Here is a 15958-nt window from a genome sequence, read left to right as displayed (position 1 = left end):
ATTAGATAATCCTAATTGTACTGTTGAGACACGCCAGACGGCGGTGATCTACAGCTTAAAGGAGAGAGAAATGCTTACAAAAATCGCGTGTGCTACTGTCGCTCTTACCATTGCTTCCTTCGCTCCTGCTCATGCGGGCGGTCTGCTGGGTGGTCTTCTATCCGGCAACAGCAACAAGGGCGGGCTTGTCGTCGTATCGCCAAATGTCGATCTCGGCCTCAACGGTCTCCTGTCCAACAACAGCATTCTGAACGGCAACAAGACCGGTATTTTGAGTGGCATTCTGAATGGCAACAAAACATCGGTGGACGGTATCGGCAACGATAACGACCGTGGCTACAACAAGAAGAAGCGTCGCCACTAAGGCAATTGAATTCCGCGCATCTCTTGCGGAAGGGGAGCTTCATAGCTCCCCTTTTTCATGTTCTGAAACAGAATATTCAGGCTGTGATGTCGATAATCCCGCAATCGCCCGCTTCAGAGGCGAAAGCCAGAAGTTTGCCGGTGCTGCTCCAGGACATGGATGTGATGGCGCCCTTTCCAGGGCGACGAAGCAGGGCTTCTTTCTGGTCGGCCACGCGTACGCCGAGGATCATTCCGTCGGCGAAACCGATGGCGAGAACCTCTTCGGCAGGGTGGAATGCAACATGCGTGACCATGATATTGGCGCGGGTGCCTAGTTCCAGCGGTGCCTTGCCCATCGGGCCATCCTTGCTGGCAAAGGGCCATACGATGGCGGCGGGCGCACCGGAGGATGCCAGCCATTTGCCCTTGGACGACCAGGAGATGGATTTGACCTTGGCCGGATAGCCGGTCATGCGCATGTGGCGTGTTTCCATTCCACCTTTGGTCGCTTCCATTTTCCAGCCGTGCAGGGCGTTTTCCTGCATGGTGGTGACGAGGAATTTGCCATCTGCGGAGAAGGTGACGCCGGTATGGGCACCCTTCCAATCGAGATCGATCGGATCGCCTGCGGTTGCCACCCAGTGCAGCGACACGCCGTTATACCGGGCGGCGGCAATGCGCAGACCCTTTGGCGCAAAGGCGATGGCTTCCACCGTGCGCTCTTCGGTGAATTCCTTCACCGTTCCATCGTTCAGGCGCACGAAGCTGGATTTTCCGACGCCATAGGCAACGGCACCCTGCGGGCCGCCGGCAACGACGCTGATCCATTTGCGCGGCACATGGGCAAGCTCGGTTATCGCGCCGTCATGGCCGATGCGCAGCACCTTGCCATCTTCACCGCCGGTCAGAAGCGTTGCGCTGTGCGGATCGCGAATGCAGGTCAGCAGACCCTGATGCGCTTCGGTGACTTTTTCGCCGCCATCCAGCCGGTGAATGGTGCCGGCGGCGGTGGCAAACATCGGGATATCGCCCAGAAAATGCGTCGCAACGACGTGGCCTTCGAGGTCAAGAGGAGCAACGGTGGGCATAGGGTATCGGTCTTTCTGTATGGGTTTGTATGTCGCAAGCAGGTATGCGGTATTGGGCATTCCTATCAGTCGTCATGCTCGGGCTTGTCCCGACCATCTGCAACGTTCAATTTTTGGTGACGCGATTAGATCCTCGGGCCAAGCCCGAGGATGACGGATGGTGTGGCAACGATCACGCCGTCGCAGCGCACGCATTAAAGCTGTTTTCCAGCTTTTCACGATCCAGATTGCGACCGATGAACACGAGGCGGGACTCGTGTTTTTCGCCGTCTTTCCATGCGCGCTGGTGATCACCTTCGATGATCATGTGAACGCCCTGCACCACGTAACGCTCCGCATCGTCCTTGAAGGCGATGATGCCCTTGAGGCGCAGAATGTTGGGGCCGTCGGTCTGCGTGACCTTCTGAATCCACGGGAAGAAACGGTCCGGGTTCATCTCGCCGCCGCGCAACGACACGGACTGAACCGTGACATCATGGATGGGCGAGGCAGGCGCGTGATGATGGCCATGCCCGTGATTATGATCGTGCTCGTGGTGGTCATGGTCATGATGCTCATGCCCATGGTCGTGTCCATGATGATGATCGTGGTCATGATGGTGGTGATCATGGCCGCAATCCGGTCCACACACATGGTCGTCATGGCTCTGTTCGAGGAAATGCGGATCGTTTTCCAGCGCGCGCTCCAGATTGAACGCACCCTGATTGAGCACATGGGCGAGATCGACGCCGGAGCGGCTGGTCTTGTGGATGCGGGCGGAAGGGTTGATGGCGCGAACCACGTCTTCGATCACGGCGAGTTCTTCCGGGCTGACGAGATCGGTCTTGTTGATGACTACGACATCGGCAAAGGCGATCTGGTCTTCGGCTTCGCGGCTGTCCTTCAGGCGAAGCGGCAGATGTTTTGCGTCGACCAGCGCGATCACGGCGTCGAGTTCGGTCTTGGCGCGCACATCATCATCCATGAAGAAGGTTTGTGCGACGGGAACCGGATCAGCAAGGCCGGTAGTTTCGACGATGATACCATCGAAACGGCCGGGACGGCGCATCAGGCCTTCCACGACACGGATCAAGTCTCCGCGCACGGTGCAGCACACGCAGCCATTGTTCATCTCGTAGATTTCCTCGTCGGATTCCACGATCAGATCATTATCGATGCCGATTTCGCCAAACTCGTTGACGATGACCGCATATTTCTTGCCGTGGTTTTCGGACAGGATGCGATTGAGGAGTGTGGTTTTTCCAGCGCCGAGATATCCCGTCAACACGGTGACGGGAATGGGCTTTAGGGTTGTTGCTGCTTCGGTCATCGGAAACCTCGAATGAAAATGGCCGGGACGCGGCCTTTGAAAGCGTTGCCGTTCATATAGGCGTGTGGCGGAATGAGTTCAAAGAGAATCTGTCGAAGTTTTTTGAACCGAGCTTTCAAGCAAATTCATGTCAAAGGCCCGGACATCGTCCAAGAGCTCCAAAAGGCCCGATACGGCATGGGCTATCAGCGTCTCGCCTTTTTGCGCCGTGGCGGAAGCGGCGTTACCCGCGACGCCTTGGGGGTTGAGATCCGACATGATCCAGCCGAACGCATGGGGACCATAGGCGCGCAAATGTTTGAAACGGTGCGCGAATTCACTCTGCCGCGAGGGGAAGTTTTCGGCTTTCGCCATGTCCACGCGGTCGGGGTAAAGAGCCAGCATAACCGAGGTTTCAATATCCCCGCCATGGATATCGATGGCTTTGTCGGTAGGTGTGATAACGCCCTGCGGCACTCCGAACCGGGTCCAGCTGGTTGCAACAGCCAGCATGTTGAAACGCACCCGCGCTTCGGTGGCTACAATCGTCATCAGTGGCGAATTGCCGCCATGGGCATTCAGCATCACGAATTTGCGAATGCCTTTGCGGTTCTGTTCCTGCGCAATCGATAGCCAGCGGTGGACGGCCTCATCGAAGCTGAGCGTTTTGGAGCCGGGGACATTCATATGTTCGATGGAATATCCGACCGGTTCGGCGGGCAGGAAGGTGATCGGGCTATCGGCGCTGAGCGATTGCTTCAACCGTTGCACGATGCCTTCGACGATCAGCGTATCGGTTTCGAACGGCAAATGTGGCCCGTGCTGCTCGTGTGCGCCCAAGGGTAGCACGGCAATGCGCTCGGTCTGCAATGAGCCTGTTACGTTTTTGTCATGAATATGCGTGTATGTGTTTGGCATCTGGCGATCTGCGCCCGTATTCGTTAAATGTTACCAAGACCATATAGAGCATTTCCAGCAAAAGTGCGAAGCGGTTTCGCGTCCGGATAATGCGTTAAAACAAAGAGCTAGAGCATTTTTGCGTTTCAGAGAAAGGCGGAAATGCTCTATTCGTCCTCGACTTCAGAAAAGGCATTTGCTGATGAGCAAGGATAAGCTGGCCAAAAAGAACAAGGCGGCGAAAAAAGACAAGTCGGGCAAGAAGAAAGATATTTCCTTCAGCCCGGATGAGCTTGCGCAATCCATCACGCAGGCGGCGCGGTCCATGCGCACGGTTTTGAGCCACAACCTTGCAACTTCGGGTCTTTACGCCGGGCAAGACGGGGTGATCCTCGCCTTGGCGCAGGAAGGCAGCATGACGCCGGGGCAAATTGCCCAGAAGCTGGGTGTCAAAGCGCCGACCATGACGCGCACCATTGGCCGCATGGAGGCGCAGGGCTTTGTCGAACGCAGTGCGGGCGAAGGGGACGGACGCCTCACCATGGTCAAACTGACCGATGCGGGTTTGAAAAGCGTCGAGCATATCAACGCATCGATTGCCGATTGCGGTGCGCGTGCTGTCGATGGCCTGTCGGCCAAGGACGTAAAAACCGTGGTGAAACTGCTGCGCGCCATCGATGCGAATTTGCAGCCTGTTGAATTAATCGATTAAATTTTTGTATTTCGGTCCTTGCTTGAGTTGAAACTCTTAAATTGATTGCGCGATTTGTTTAAATTGTTTAGTCACAATTTAAACGCCGCAGAGTGCGGTTGCGTGACTGGGAGGGGACCGTGGCGCAAAAGATAAAACTGTCGACGATTGCCGAAAGCCTTGGGCTTTCGACTGCCACCATATCGCTTGCGCTGCGCGACAGCCCGCTGGTTGCGGCCGACACGCGCGAGAAAATCAAGGAACAGGCGCGTGCGCTGGGTTATATTTATAACCGCCGTGCTGCCAGCCTGCGCACCTCACGCTCCGGCATTGTGGGGGTCGTATTTCATGATGTGATGAATCCGTTTTACGGGGAAATTCTCAAGGCCATCGAAAGCGAGCTGGACCGCAGCCGCCAGACCTTCATTCTGTCCAACCATTATGATTCCGTTGAAAAGCAGCGCACATTTATCGAAACGCTGTTGCAGCTCGGCAGTGACGGCATCATCCTGTCGCCTGCCATCGGCACGCCGCTGGAAGACCTGAAGCTGGCGGAAGAAAACGACATGCCCGCCATTCTGGTGGCGCGCTCGATGGATGGCGTGGATATGCCGACCTATCGCGGCGATGACAGTTATGGCATTTCGCTGGCCACCAACCACCTCATCAGCCTTGGCCACCGTACCATCGCCATGGTGGGCGGCACGGACCAGACATCAACCGGACGCGACCGATATCAGGGCTATGTCAATGCACTGCGCAAGGCGGGCATCGAGGTTGATCCTGATTTGCGTATTCCCGGTGCACGTTCCAAGCAGGGCGGGTTCGAGGCGGCGGTGAACTTCCTGTCCCTGCCACAAAAACCGACGGCTGCCGTTTGCTGGAACGATCTTGTGGCGATCGGTCTGATGAACGGTATTTCCCGCGCCGGTTTCGTGCCGGGCAAGGACATTTCGGTCACGGGCTATGACGATCTGGAAGAAGCGGCCATTGCCACACCGGCGCTGACCACCGTTTCCAACGGTCAGGCGGAAGTCGGACGGCTGGCGGCGCGTGCATTGCTGGACAGGCTGGCAGGCAGCCATGAGCCCGATGGTATTCACCTCATCAAGCCGGAAATGCGTATTCGTCAATCCACCAGCCCGTGTGTTCCGCGCAAGTAAGTCTAGGGTGCCATAACTTACTAAAAATGGGTTTCGCTGTGTGAATCTATGGGTTAGCTTGCCCCTGATTTATATCAGGAGGACTACCCAGCATGTCAGATAGCAAAGCCACCGTTCTCGTTCCGGGCAAAATCCATCCGCGTGTTTTGGAGCGCTTTGAAGGACAGGTGGAGATTATCACCGCACCGTCAGGTGCAGAGCCTGCGCTATCTGCCGATGTTGCCGCCCGCATCAAGGCCATTGCCGTGTCCGGTGGCGTGAATGCACGCTGGATCGATGCCCTGCCCAACCTGGAAATCATTGCGAATTTCGGTGTGGGGTATGACGGGGTGGATACGAAACACGCGGCGTCGCGCGGCATTGTCGTGACCAACACGCCAGACGTTTTGAACGACGAAGTGGCTGATACCACAATCGCTTTGCTCATCAACACCGTGCGCCGTCTGTATCAGGCTGAAAGCTATCTGCGTGAAGGCAAGTGGGCGGCGAATGGTCCATTTGCGCTCTCGCCGTTTTCGCTGCGGGGCCGCAAGGTTGGCCTGTTCGGCATGGGTCGCATCGGTCAGGAAATCGCCAAGCGGCTGGAGCCGTTTAAGGTGGAGATCGGTTATCACACCCGCAGCAAACGCTCCGAACTGCCCTACACCTATTACGCTTCGTTGAAGGAGATGGCGCAGGCCGTGGACGTGCTGATCTGCATCGTGCCGGGCACGGCGGAGACACACAAGGTTCTCAACGCCGAGATTTTTGCAGCCCTTGGTTCGAACGGCGTGTTCATCAATGTCGGGCGCGGTTCCAGCGTCGATGAAGACGCGCTGTTGAAAGCGCTTCAGGATGGTGTTCTGGGCGCAGCCGGTCTGGACGTGTTTTACGCCGAGCCGAAGGTGCCAGATGCGTTTCTGTCGCTACCGAACGTGACGCTGCTGCCGCACGTCGCCTCCGCTTCCGTTCCGACCCGCAATGCCATGGCCGATCTGGTGGCGGACAATGTGCTGGGTTGGCTGAAGGAGCGCAAGGCGCTGACGCCGGTGCCGGAAACGCCTGTTAAGGGGTGATCTGCTTTTTTTCGGCCAGACCTCTTTTTGACGGAGGCAGTGTCAATGCCTCCGTCACCCCGCACCTGATGCGGGGTCCAGCCGCCTTGCGTCTGCAAGGCGAGAAAACTTTTGATATGCTAGGATCGTGGTAGGAAGAGTCTTTTCCGCGTGGACACGCGGCGCTGGATGCCGGATCGGGTCCGGCATGACGGTGCTAGCGGTGCTTGTTCTCCAAAAAAACCGTCTAAGCCTTGCTCGCCCTATACTCCCGCACAGCCTTGCCAAACGCCTCGAACAAGGCACGCGACGGAGCATCCGTTTCGGCCCAATATTCCGGGTGCCATTGCACGCCGACGGCGAAACCTTTGGCGTCGATTACCGAAACCGCTTCGATGGTGCCGTCTTCTGCCGTTGCTTCCACCTGAAGTCTTGGAGCTGTCTCAGCGATGGCCTGGCGGTGCAGTGAGTTGATCTGCACTTCACCCGTCACGCCAAGGTGTTGGGCGATGCAGGAGCCTTCACGCACAAAGACCGGCTGGCGGATGGAGTAGGCGACATCGCGGTCCGCATCATCGGGCTTGCGATGGTCCCAAATACCGGGCTGCTCCTGAATTTCGCTGGCGAGGGTTCCGCCCAGCGCCACGTTCAGCTCCTGAATGCCACGGCAGATGGCGAGCATCGGAATGCCGCGTTCTATGGCGCGGCGAATGAGGGGCAGGCTGGTGGCGTCACGAGCGGGATCGAACGGGCCATCGCTTTCCTTTGCCTCCAGCCCATAAAGGGAAGGGTGTACATTGGTGGCGGAGCCGGAGACCAAAAGCCCGTCCACACGATCCAGAATGGCATCGGTATCATTGCCGTCTTCGAAGGCCGGAATGATGAAGGACATGACATCCGCCACCCTCAATGCGGCCGAAAGGTATTGGGTGGGTGTTGCATGCCACTGCGCGCCCGCAAGCTCTCTTATATCGGCGGGAATGGCGATGATGGGTTTGGACATGATGGCTCCGAAGTCGACTTCGTTTCTTGTGACGCCGACGAGGGGGGATAGTCAAGCGCCGCATGTGTCCTTCCGCCAATGTCTTTGGTCTAAAGTATAAGGCGTGATGGGCGATATTTCAGTTGCATATTATTCGTGACGCGGATGCGCCAAAAAAGTTGCGAAAACGCGCTGTTTCAGAGGGTTTATTGTTGGTTGAGATGCTTGTCAGCCGCAAATCCGCGTGCTTTTCTTCTGCAATGCCTGATAGCGGAGGGGAGTCCGGCTGAGGGTGAGATTCGTATCTGGGAGGATATTTATGGATCGTCGTTCGTTTATCAAAAAAGGTGCTGTTACGGGCGCGTGGGCTGCTGCGGCAACTGTTCTGGCCGCACCCGCCATTGCGCAACAAACCAGCAAAATCACCTGGCGTCTGACCTCGTCGTTTCCAAAGTCGCTGGACACGATTTTTGGTGGTGCGCAGGACATCGCCAACCATGTGTCAGCGGCCACGGACGGCAATTTCAATATCCAGATTTTCGCGGCCGGTGAAATCGTGCCGGGTCTGCAAGCGGCCGATGCCGTGTCTTCCGGCACAGTGGAAATGTGCCATACCTGCTCCTATTATTATGTCGGTAAAGACCCGACATTTGCGATTGGAACAGCCATTCCGTTCGGTCTGAATGCCCGCCTGACGAATTCATGGTTCTATGAGGGCAACGGCAACAAGCTGCTGAACGAGTTTTACGCCAAGCATAATCTGTACGGCATGATTTCCGGCAACACCGGCGTGCAGATGGGTGGCTGGTTCCGCAAGGAAATCAACACGGTCGATGACTTCAAGGGCGTGAAGATGCGCATTGCCGGGCTGGCCGGTAAGGTGGTGGAGAAGCTTGGGGTTGTTCCGCAGCAGATTGCCGGTGGTGATATCTACCCGGCGCTGGAAAAAGGCACCATCGACGCGGCGGAGTGGGTTGGTCCTTATGACGACCACAAGCTCGGCTTCCAGAAGGTCGCCAAATATTACTATTATCCGGCCTTCTGGGAAGGCGGTCCGGTGATCCATTCCTTCGTCAATCTGGACAAATGGAACACCCTGCCGAAGCAATATCAGGCCGTGTTGCAGGATGCCTGCGCCTTTGCCAACACCAATATGATGGCGAAATACGACGCCAAGAACCCGACGGCGATCAAGCAGATCGTCGCCGAAGGAGCAACATTGCGGCCTTTCAGTCAGGATATTCTCGATGCCTGCTATAAAGCGGCGCTTGAAGTCTATGCGGAAATCTCAGCCGTCAACCCGGACTTCAAGAAGGTCTATGACGATCAGGTTGCTTTCAAGCGCGAAGGGTATTTGTGGATGCAGCTTGCGGAGTACACCTTCGATACGTTCATGATGATCCAGCAACGCAACGGCAAGCTATAGCCGTCATCACACTCCTGTGCAGAAAGCGAACCCGGATCGAAAGGTCCGGGTTTTGTTTTGCTCTCAATAATTGTGCTATCTCGACAAATGGGATTTCAATTCTATGATCGCAGGAGCTGAATGCTAAAGCAGCACACTCGGTGACCAGCCGGAGTATCGGCGTAGACGGCCCCCGCAGACCTTGGCAAAGGCCTTGGTGTTCAACTGTGGAGGTGATGCTATGCGAAAGCCGTTTAGCATTACGTTTATTGTAAGAAAAAGCCGGACAGGCTGGTCAATGACTGTCCGACTCAATTTCAAGCACTAAATAAACGGAAGGTAGGGGGCTAACCCTGCCTTCCACTTCACCAATCTAATACGTTATTATACACGTAAAAAGTGTTTCCCTCACGGGCCGATCTTCGGCGGCTCGTTCAGGTTCGGCATTCCCGGCAGTCCATTTCCACCCGGCTGGGCTGGTGCGCCATCCATCGGCGGCAGGCCGAAATTCGGCATGGTGTTGCCGCCCTGATTGCCAAAAGCAGGGACTTCGATCTTGATGGTGTTGAGATCGACCTGCGGGGCCTTGTCCAGCCAGTAGGTGACGGATTCTGGCCAGAAGATGACGATGGCGACGAGGATCAACTGCATTCCGAGCCAGGGTATCGCGCCCATGTAGATGTCCGAGGTCTTGACCGATCTGGGTGCAATGGACCGCAGATAGAAGAGCGCAAAACCGAACGGCGGATGCATGAAGCTGGTTTGCATGTTGATGCAGATCAGCACGCCGAACCAGATGAGGTCGATGCCAAGCGCCTGGGCAACCGGGGCCAGCATCGGCACGACAATGAAGGCGATCTCGAAGAAATCGAGGAAGAAGGCCAGAAAGAAAATGAAGATGTTGACGAAGATCAGGAAGCCGATTGGCCCGCCGGGAATGCCGGACAGCATGTGTTCGATCCACAGCGAACCATCCATGCCCTGAAAGACGAGGCTGAAGCAGGTGGCACCCACCAGAATGAACACCACCATCGATGTGATGTGCATGGTGGAATGCATGCCCTGCTTGATCAGATCCCAGCTGAGGCGGCGGTGGGCGGCGGCCAGCGCCATGGCACCGACGACGCCAAGCGCGCCCGCCTCCGTGGGCGTGGCAAGACCCATGAAAATGGTGCCAAGCACAAGGAAGATCAGCACGATGGACGGCACCATGCCTGCCAGCACTCTGAAGACCAACGCCCGATTGAGTTCGCCGCGCGCTTCCGGCGGAAGGGCAGGCAAATCCTTGGGGCGCAGTTTCGACATCACGAAGATGAACAGCAGGAAAATCGTGACTTGCAGGATCGAAGGTCCGATGGCACCCAGATACATGTCGCCAACAGACTTGCCGAGCTGGTCGGCCAGAACGATCAGCACCAGCGATGGCGGAATGACCTGGGTTATGGTGCCGGAGGCGGCGATGACGCCGGTGGCAAGGCGCGGATTATAGCCATATTTCAGCATGATGGGCAGGGAAATGACGCCCATGGTGATGACGGAAGCCGCAACCGTGCCGGTGATCGCACCCAGAATGGCACCGACGAGAATGACGGCATAGGCAAGGCCGCCGGGGACGGCGCCGAACAGTTTGCCGGTGCCTTCCAGCAAATCTTCGGCCAGTCCACATCGCTCTAGAATGGCGCCCATGAAGGTGAAGAAGGGAATGGCCAGCAACAAATCATTGGAGATGATGCCGAAAATGCGAAGCGGCAGGGCTTGCATGAAGGCGGGTGAAAAATGCTCCGTGAAAATGCCGATGACGCCGAACAACAGCCCGACGGTGGCAAGCGAGAAGGCCACTGGAAAACCGTAGAGCATGAAAATGATCATGCCCACGAACATCAGCGGCGGCAAAATTCCGTATGCGAACATGGAAATATCCTTCGATCAACGCTGACGTTACTGGAGCGGTTTTTCGTATTTGGTGTCGAGCTGGTAGAGCCCGTTCAGCGCGGCGATGCGCTTCACCACTTCGGATATTCCCTGAAGGACCAGCAATGCGAAGCCCGCGAAAATAATGAGTTTCACCGGCCAGCGGATCAGCCCGCCGGCGTTGGAGGAAATCTCGTTTTGAGCCCAGGAAAGGGCAAACATCGGCCAGCTCAACCAGGCGAGATAAAAACATGCGGGAAGAAGGAAAAAGAGAAGCCCGATAATATCAACCCAGATACGGGTGCGGGCTGAAATGGCACCGTAAATGATATCCACCCGCACATGCTCGTTCATGCGCAGCGTATAGGATGCGCCGACCAGAACGATGAAGGCGAACATATACCACTGGATTTCCAGCCAGCCATTCGAGCTGTAGTTGAAAACATAACGCACGATGGCGTTGCCTGCGCTGACAAGGCAGCAGAGCAGCACGAGATAGCCTGCAACCTTGCCCATGGCCTCACTGAACCAGTCAATAAGGGCGCTCACACTTAGAAGAGCCTTCATTCTCATCCCCTCTTTGATCCCTTTGCGGGTTTGCGGAGAGGGTCGTCCGTATCGCTTCGCCCGAAGCGCACATATGCGCCTCGCCTCAACCGGCAAGCTTTGGACTCCTCCCACACTATTTCGTGTAGGAGGTGGATTTACGAAATGCAACCGCGATAGCGCAGTCTGCGGTGCAAACAGGTGTTTCAGAAGAATTGTGAGCGGTTATGTTGCCCGCCTGCACAGGTTCAACGCGATTTGAGTGCTACCACGCCACCGGCATATGTTTCTGACGGAGGCAGCCGCTTCCATTGCATTTTTCACGGAACTTATGGTAGGTCTTGCCACGGAGCTTTCTACAGGGCCTGCTGCGTGAGGGACACCGTCGCGTTGTGCGTGGAGTGACTGGCAGGGTTGTAGAATATTAAAGGGGAAATGGCATGAGCGAACATCATACGGGTCCAGTCGAAGTCGGTGCTGCGATGAATTATTCCGAGCACGAAAAGACCTATGACGGCTTTCTGGCTGCCGCAAAATACGGCACGATGCTACTCACTGTTCTCATGATTGCCATGGCTGTCGGTTTCTTCACGACAGGCGGCCTTTTCGGCGGCTTCCTCGTCTTCGTCATCCTGACGGTCGCCGGTTTCGTGCTGTTGCGTTAATCACTTCTGATCTTGTTGGTTTCAGGTCGAGAGAGGCGTCTCTCTCGACTGCTTTTGTGTTGTGAGCGCCTCTCCATTTAAACCGAATTGGTTTGCGGCATTGGCTTGAGCCTTGCCCGGCTTGGCAATCCATCCGCTATCAACGATCCGCAGATCGACTACGTCGTGAAGGAAGGGATGCCCGCGCGCTGTTGAAGCAGGGTGGGCCACACATCTCAGGCGTATGCTCGGAGCGTCCCTGCTGCTCCGCGACATTGTCCTCTAGAAGCAGGAATGTTGGGTTATACGCTTGCCTATGCTGTAAATTTTGCCGCTTTCAACGTCGGCATTAAAGACGATATATCGGCGCTGCGGGCAGACCAAATCAAGGGACGTCTTGTGGCACTGAAGGATGTTGGTTTTTCGTTGGACATTGTCTTTCGTCACAACAGTGCGGTTCCGATCTATATAGTCGTCGCACTTAAACCCATTGCGCGTGGCCATGGCTCTGGCAGTATCCAAGCTCGAACCAACGGCATTGACCCTGCTCACGTCTTTCTCGTGAATGAATTCAGGCACCTTTGTCAGTCCGCAGCCGCTTACACTTACACCTGCGGCCAATAGCACTAAAATGCGAAGCACTTTCTCTCCTTAATCGTCGTTGTCTGATTGCACGCGGCATTCCTGTCGCGGAGAATCAAAAAAGCCGGAAACGTCGTTTCCGGCTTTTTTCGTTCTGAATATGACCGATGCCGCTTACGAAGGGCGGGCGCCGCGGGTGCGGGCCAGGCCGTCTATGGCGGGCTTGTACTTCGGGTCCAGGCGGGCGGCGTGACCGTAGGATTTGGCGGCCTTGTCTTTTTCGCCTCGGCGCTCGTAAACGAGTGCCTGGTTTGCCCAGGATTCGGCCAGATCGCCATCCAGCGCAATGGCGTGGTTGAAGTCTGCGAAGGCGTTTTCGTCGTCGTTCAGCGCGACGTAGGAAATACCACGGCCATTGTAGGGTTCAGGCGAATTCGAGGAAAGCGAGATGGCCTTCGAGAAGTCTTCGATGGCCTGAGCGTGCTGGTTGCGCAGCTGATAGATCAGGCCGCGATTGTGCCATGCACGGCCATCTGTCGTATCGAGGCTGATTGCGGCGGAAAAGTCATTGAAGGCTTCGTTGACGCGGCCTGTCTGGCGATAAAGATTGCCGCGACCGATGAGGGCGACATCATAGCTCGGATTGATCTGGAGCGCGGAATTATAATCCTGCAAGGCTTGGCTCTGTTGACCCGAGTTGCGATAAACGAGGGCGCGGTTGGCATAGGCCTGATAGAAGCGCGGATTGAGCTGCAAGGCGCGCTCGAAATCTGCGATCGCACGCTTGGAATCGCCAGCACGACCATATGCCGAGCCACGCACGTTGTACCCTTCGGGGTCTTGTGGATTGGCATTGATGACGGAGGTTAGCGAGGCAATGTTTTCCTGCGATCCCTGAGCACGATCAAGCTGGAAAACGTCATTCGTCTGTGTGGTGGTGGCGCAACCGGACAGTGCTGCCATGATGCCGAAAACGATGAGGGAAGATTGGAACCGCATTTTTTTTCTCTGGGATACGCCGCTTGAAAGCACAGACGAATTTCTGGAGTGACGGGTATCAACAGCATTCATGCGATATGGGTTCCCTCTACCGAAGCCAATTCCACGGTCACAAACTCAAAAAGCGGCGGCGAAAAAATCGCCCCCGCCCAACAAGCATTCAAAAACGTCTAAAAGACGGCCTATTAACGGCTAGGAGCCGGGCGTGGACCTGCGATAAGGCCTTCGCGCTGCATGCGCTTGCGTGCCAGCTTGCGAACGCGGCGAACAGCTTCAGCCTTTTCGCGAGCGCGCTTCTGGGAAGGCTTCTCGTAGTAATCACGCATCTTCATTTCGCGGAAAATGCCTTCGCGCTGCATCTTCTTCTTGAGAGCGCGAAGCGCCTGATCAACGTTGTTGTCGCGGACTAGTACCTGCACGTGAATCCCGTTCCTTTGGTTGGTTATTTTGCCATGTGAATAAAGGCATTCGCAAGCAAACAAAAAATCGTTCGGTAGGCCATTTGGCCGACGCGATTGGTGTGGTGCAATATCAGATCATTTTCACGAAGTCCAGCCGTTAACTGTGAACAGGCTGCAAAAAGCGCCGTACAAACCATTCTTATGGCCCATGTCAAAACATTCACGTCGCCGCGTCGCAAAAGGAACAATGCTGTCTGTATTGATTTGCCATGTGTATGGTTCTACCGGAATAGTCCAGCCGGTTTTCTAGGGAGTGGTTTGCCAATGCGCAAATATTCGGTTTTCGCCGTGGCTCGTGAGGCTTTGCGCGGGCATAAGGGATGGGATGCGCAGTGGGCATCTCCCGAACCGCGCAAGGACTATGATGTCATCATCATTGGCGGCGGCGGCCATGGTCTGGGTGCGGCTTATTATCTGGCCAAGGAACACGGCATTACCAATGTCGCGGTTCTGGAAAAAGGCTGGATCGGCGGCGGCAATAGTGGGCGCAACACCACCATCATCCGCTCCAACTATCTCTATGAAGAGAGCATGGATATTTACGAGCATTCCCTGAAGCTGTGGGAAGGCTTGAGCCAGGATCTCAATTATAATGTGATGTATTCGGCGCGTGGGGTGATGATGCTGTCGCACAATGTGCACGACCAGCAGAGCTTCAAGCGCCATATCAATGCCAACCGGCTGTATGGCATCGACAATGAATGGCTGACGCCGGAGCAGGCAAAGGCTTACTGTCCGCCGCTCGATATTTCCGCCAATGCGCGTTACGCGATCAATGGTGCAGCGCTTCAGCGGCGTGGCGGCACGGCGCGACATGATGCGGTGAACTGGGGTTATGCGCGTGCAGCATCGGATCGCGGCGTGCATGTGATCCAGAACTGTGAAGTGACGGCCATCAGGCGCGGACCGGATGGCGCGGTGACGGGTGTGGAAACCAATCGCGGCTTTATCGGCGCCAAGAAAATCGGCGTTTCGGCGGCGGGGCACTCTTCTGTTATTATGAAGATGGCCGATGTGCGTGTGCCTTTGGCCTCCAACCCGTTGCAGGCGCTGGTGTCCGAGCCGTTGAAGCCGATTTTCCCTTGCGTGGTCATGTCCAACACGGTGCATGCTTATATCTCGCAATCGGACAAGGGCGAGCTGGTGATTGGGGCAGGCACGGACCAGTATAATTCCTATTCCCAGACCGGCGGTTTGCAGATCATTACCCACACGCTGGATGCGATCTGCGAGCTGTTCCCGATTTTTCGCCGTGTGAAAATGATGCGTCAATGGGGCGGCATTACCGACAACACGCCGGATCGCTCTGCCATTCAAAGCACGACGCCGGTGCCGAACCTGTTCGTGAATTGCGGTTGGGGTACGGGTGGTTTCAAGGCCACGCCGGGTTCTGCGCATCTGTTTGCGCATCTGATTGCCCGTGGCGAGCCGCACAAGCTGGCCGAGGGGCTTAATCTGGAGCGGTTCCGCAGCGGACGGCTGATCGATGAGGCGGCGGCGGCGGCGGTGGCGCATTGATGATGCCGATCGCGCTTCTTGCCGCAACATTTGCAGCGTCTCCGGCGCAGGCAAACACGCTTGTGCCGGAAGCCGGTGATTTTCGCGTGCAAACGATTGCCAAAGCGCAGGGTGAGGACAATTGGCCGTTTACGGCACATAAAGGTCTGTTGATGTGCGCGCCGAGTCTCGGGCAGAAACTCGTTTATTTCGTGCCGGAGAACGCGCAGGGCGACAATGAATATCCGATCAACATCGACACCAACCCGATGGCGATGGCGGTTGTAAATATCGGGCGCGGCAGTGGGTTTGCGCCCTTTGCCAATTTCGAAGAACTGATGAACAGGCTGTCGTCCTATATCACCATGGGAAAACGCCTGTGTGACCAACCCGCCGGAACGGTGATTCCGGAAAGCTCTCTTTAG

The 15958-nt window shown here is 56.1% G+C and carries 17 protein-coding genes; 9 read left to right on the top strand and 8 right to left on the bottom strand.

Going from position 1 to position 15958, the window contains the following annotated elements; all coding sequences use genetic code 11:
- Nucleotides 1-70 precede the first annotated feature (70 nt).
- Nucleotides 71-364, top strand: a complete 294-nt coding sequence (locus tag RMR16_RS11250; protein ID WP_320198146.1) for a hypothetical protein — start codon at nucleotides 71-73, stop codon at nucleotides 362-364.
- Nucleotides 365-440: 76 nt separating this feature from the next.
- Here the strand turns inward: RMR16_RS11250 and RMR16_RS11245 are convergent, their stop codons facing one another.
- The 3 genes from RMR16_RS11245 to RMR16_RS11235 all read right to left on the bottom strand — a co-directional run bounded on the left by RMR16_RS11245 (nucleotide 441) and on the right by RMR16_RS11235 (nucleotide 3639).
- Complete coding sequence (locus RMR16_RS11245; protein WP_320198532.1) at nucleotides 441-1433, bottom strand: WD40 repeat domain-containing protein; 993 nt, start codon at nucleotides 1431-1433, stop codon at nucleotides 441-443.
- A 172-nt stretch (nucleotides 1434-1605) separates the two neighbouring features.
- On the bottom strand, nucleotides 1606-2742 hold the full coding sequence (locus RMR16_RS11240; protein ID WP_320198147.1) for a CobW family GTP-binding protein: 1137 nt from the start codon (nucleotides 2740-2742) through the stop codon (nucleotides 1606-1608).
- Between the two features lie 78 nt (nucleotides 2743-2820).
- Nucleotides 2821-3639 carry a creatininase family protein gene (locus tag RMR16_RS11235; protein WP_320198148.1) on the bottom strand — a complete coding sequence of 273 codons (819 nt, stop codon included), beginning with the start codon at nucleotides 3637-3639 and terminating at the stop codon, nucleotides 2821-2823.
- A gap of 181 nt (nucleotides 3640-3820) precedes the next feature.
- On the opposite strand from RMR16_RS11235, the gene RMR16_RS11230 reads away from it, so the two are divergent.
- The 3 genes from RMR16_RS11230 (at nucleotide 3821) to RMR16_RS11220 (ending at nucleotide 6527) form a co-directional block, all read left to right on the top strand.
- Nucleotides 3821-4330, top strand: a complete 510-nt coding sequence (locus tag RMR16_RS11230; protein ID WP_320198149.1) for a MarR family winged helix-turn-helix transcriptional regulator — start codon at nucleotides 3821-3823, stop codon at nucleotides 4328-4330.
- A 119-nt stretch (nucleotides 4331-4449) separates the two neighbouring features.
- Nucleotides 4450-5472 carry a LacI family DNA-binding transcriptional regulator gene (locus RMR16_RS11225; protein WP_320198150.1) on the top strand — a complete coding sequence of 341 codons (1023 nt, stop codon included), beginning with the start codon at nucleotides 4450-4452 and terminating at the stop codon, nucleotides 5470-5472.
- Nucleotides 5473-5564: 92 nt separating this feature from the next.
- On the top strand, nucleotides 5565-6527 hold the full coding sequence (locus tag RMR16_RS11220) for a 2-hydroxyacid dehydrogenase (RefSeq protein WP_320198151.1): 963 nt from the start codon (nucleotides 5565-5567) through the stop codon (nucleotides 6525-6527).
- Nucleotides 6528-6753: 226 nt separating this feature from the next.
- Here RMR16_RS11220 and RMR16_RS11215 read toward each other — a convergent pair whose 3' ends face one another.
- Nucleotides 6754-7509: a gamma-glutamyl-gamma-aminobutyrate hydrolase family protein gene (locus RMR16_RS11215; RefSeq protein WP_320198152.1), complete on the bottom strand. Its 756-nt coding sequence runs from the start codon at nucleotides 7507-7509 to the stop codon at nucleotides 6754-6756.
- A gap of 298 nt (nucleotides 7510-7807) precedes the next feature.
- On the opposite strand from RMR16_RS11215, the gene RMR16_RS11210 reads away from it, so the two are divergent.
- Nucleotides 7808-8914, top strand: a complete 1107-nt coding sequence (locus tag RMR16_RS11210; protein WP_320198153.1) for a TRAP transporter substrate-binding protein — start codon at nucleotides 7808-7810, stop codon at nucleotides 8912-8914.
- A gap of 387 nt (nucleotides 8915-9301) precedes the next feature.
- On the opposite strand, the gene RMR16_RS11205 is transcribed toward RMR16_RS11210, so the two are convergent.
- Together RMR16_RS11205 and RMR16_RS11200 are read right to left on the bottom strand one after the other, a co-directional pair.
- Nucleotides 9302-10804 carry a TRAP transporter large permease gene (locus tag RMR16_RS11205; protein WP_320198154.1) on the bottom strand — a complete coding sequence of 501 codons (1503 nt, stop codon included), beginning with the start codon at nucleotides 10802-10804 and terminating at the stop codon, nucleotides 9302-9304.
- Nucleotides 10805-10831: 27 nt separating this feature from the next.
- Entirely contained in the window at nucleotides 10832-11371 is a 540-nt protein-coding gene (locus RMR16_RS11200) for a TRAP transporter small permease subunit (RefSeq protein ID WP_320198155.1), read from the bottom strand.
- Nucleotides 11372-11790: 419 nt separating this feature from the next.
- On the opposite strand from RMR16_RS11200, the gene RMR16_RS11195 reads away from it, so the two are divergent.
- Together RMR16_RS11195 and RMR16_RS11190 are read left to right on the top strand one after the other, a co-directional pair.
- Entirely contained in the window at nucleotides 11791-12015 is a 225-nt protein-coding gene (locus tag RMR16_RS11195; RefSeq protein ID WP_320198156.1) for an aa3-type cytochrome c oxidase subunit IV, read from the top strand.
- Between the two features lie 273 nt (nucleotides 12016-12288).
- A complete protein-coding gene (locus RMR16_RS11190; RefSeq protein WP_320198157.1) occupies nucleotides 12289-12618 on the top strand; it encodes a hypothetical protein in 330 nt (109 codons plus the stop codon).
- Between the two features lie 132 nt (nucleotides 12619-12750).
- Here RMR16_RS11190 and RMR16_RS11185 read toward each other — a convergent pair whose 3' ends face one another.
- Together RMR16_RS11185 and rpsU are read right to left on the bottom strand one after the other, a co-directional pair.
- Complete coding sequence (locus RMR16_RS11185) at nucleotides 12751-13575, bottom strand: tetratricopeptide repeat protein (RefSeq protein WP_320198158.1); 825 nt, start codon at nucleotides 13573-13575, stop codon at nucleotides 12751-12753.
- A 185-nt stretch (nucleotides 13576-13760) separates the two neighbouring features.
- A complete protein-coding gene (gene rpsU / locus RMR16_RS11180) occupies nucleotides 13761-13994 on the bottom strand; it encodes a 30S ribosomal protein S21 (protein WP_320198159.1) in 234 nt (77 codons plus the stop codon).
- 306 nt (nucleotides 13995-14300) lie between these two features.
- On the opposite strand from rpsU, the gene RMR16_RS11175 reads away from it, so the two are divergent.
- Together RMR16_RS11175 and RMR16_RS11170 are read left to right on the top strand one after the other, a co-directional pair.
- Nucleotides 14301-15554 (top strand): sarcosine oxidase subunit beta family protein, encoded by a 1254-nt coding sequence (locus RMR16_RS11175; RefSeq protein WP_320198160.1) that lies wholly within the window; start codon nucleotides 14301-14303, stop codon nucleotides 15552-15554.
- Complete coding sequence (locus RMR16_RS11170) at nucleotides 15554-15958, top strand: hypothetical protein (RefSeq protein WP_320198161.1); 405 nt, start codon at nucleotides 15554-15556, stop codon at nucleotides 15956-15958. The genes RMR16_RS11175 and RMR16_RS11170 overlap by 1 nt, the downstream gene beginning before the upstream one ends.

It is taken from the genome of Agrobacterium sp. rho-13.3, assembly GCF_033957765.2.
Lineage (GTDB): Bacteria > Pseudomonadota > Alphaproteobacteria > Rhizobiales > Rhizobiaceae > Agrobacterium.
The sequence above is the reverse complement of the archived record's forward strand: the minus strand, read 5'-3'. Positions and strand labels throughout refer to the sequence as shown.

Excerpts from the sequence above, each read along its gene's own strand:
- RMR16_RS11250 (WP_320198146.1), top strand. The coding sequence starts at position 71 with ATGCTTACAAAAATCGCGTGTGCTACTGTCGCTCTTACCATTGCTTCC.
- RMR16_RS11245 (WP_320198532.1), bottom strand. The coding sequence starts at position 1,433 with ATGCCCACCGTTGCTCCTCTTGACCTCGAAGGCCACGTCGTTGCGACG.
- RMR16_RS11240 (WP_320198147.1), bottom strand. The coding sequence starts at position 2,742 with ATGACCGAAGCAGCAACAACCCTAAAGCCCATTCCCGTCACCGTGTTG.
- RMR16_RS11235 (WP_320198148.1), bottom strand. The coding sequence starts at position 3,639 with ATGCCAAACACATACACGCATATTCATGACAAAAACGTAACAGGCTCA.
- RMR16_RS11230 (WP_320198149.1), top strand. The coding sequence starts at position 3,821 with ATGAGCAAGGATAAGCTGGCCAAAAAGAACAAGGCGGCGAAAAAAGAC.
- RMR16_RS11220 (WP_320198151.1), top strand. The coding sequence starts at position 5,565 with ATGTCAGATAGCAAAGCCACCGTTCTCGTTCCGGGCAAAATCCATCCG.
- RMR16_RS11215 (WP_320198152.1), bottom strand. The coding sequence starts at position 7,509 with ATGTCCAAACCCATCATCGCCATTCCCGCCGATATAAGAGAGCTTGCG.
- RMR16_RS11210 (WP_320198153.1), top strand. The coding sequence starts at position 7,808 with ATGGATCGTCGTTCGTTTATCAAAAAAGGTGCTGTTACGGGCGCGTGG.
- RMR16_RS11205 (WP_320198154.1), bottom strand. The coding sequence starts at position 10,804 with ATGTTCGCATACGGAATTTTGCCGCCGCTGATGTTCGTGGGCATGATC.
- RMR16_RS11200 (WP_320198155.1), bottom strand. The coding sequence starts at position 11,371 with ATGAAGGCTCTTCTAAGTGTGAGCGCCCTTATTGACTGGTTCAGTGAG.
- RMR16_RS11195 (WP_320198156.1), top strand. The coding sequence starts at position 11,791 with ATGAGCGAACATCATACGGGTCCAGTCGAAGTCGGTGCTGCGATGAAT.
- RMR16_RS11190 (WP_320198157.1), top strand. The coding sequence starts at position 12,289 with ATGTTGGGTTATACGCTTGCCTATGCTGTAAATTTTGCCGCTTTCAAC.
- RMR16_RS11185 (WP_320198158.1), bottom strand. The coding sequence starts at position 13,575 with ATGCGGTTCCAATCTTCCCTCATCGTTTTCGGCATCATGGCAGCACTG.
- RMR16_RS11175 (WP_320198160.1), top strand. The coding sequence starts at position 14,301 with ATGCGCAAATATTCGGTTTTCGCCGTGGCTCGTGAGGCTTTGCGCGGG.
- RMR16_RS11170 (WP_320198161.1), top strand. The coding sequence starts at position 15,554 with ATGATGCCGATCGCGCTTCTTGCCGCAACATTTGCAGCGTCTCCGGCG.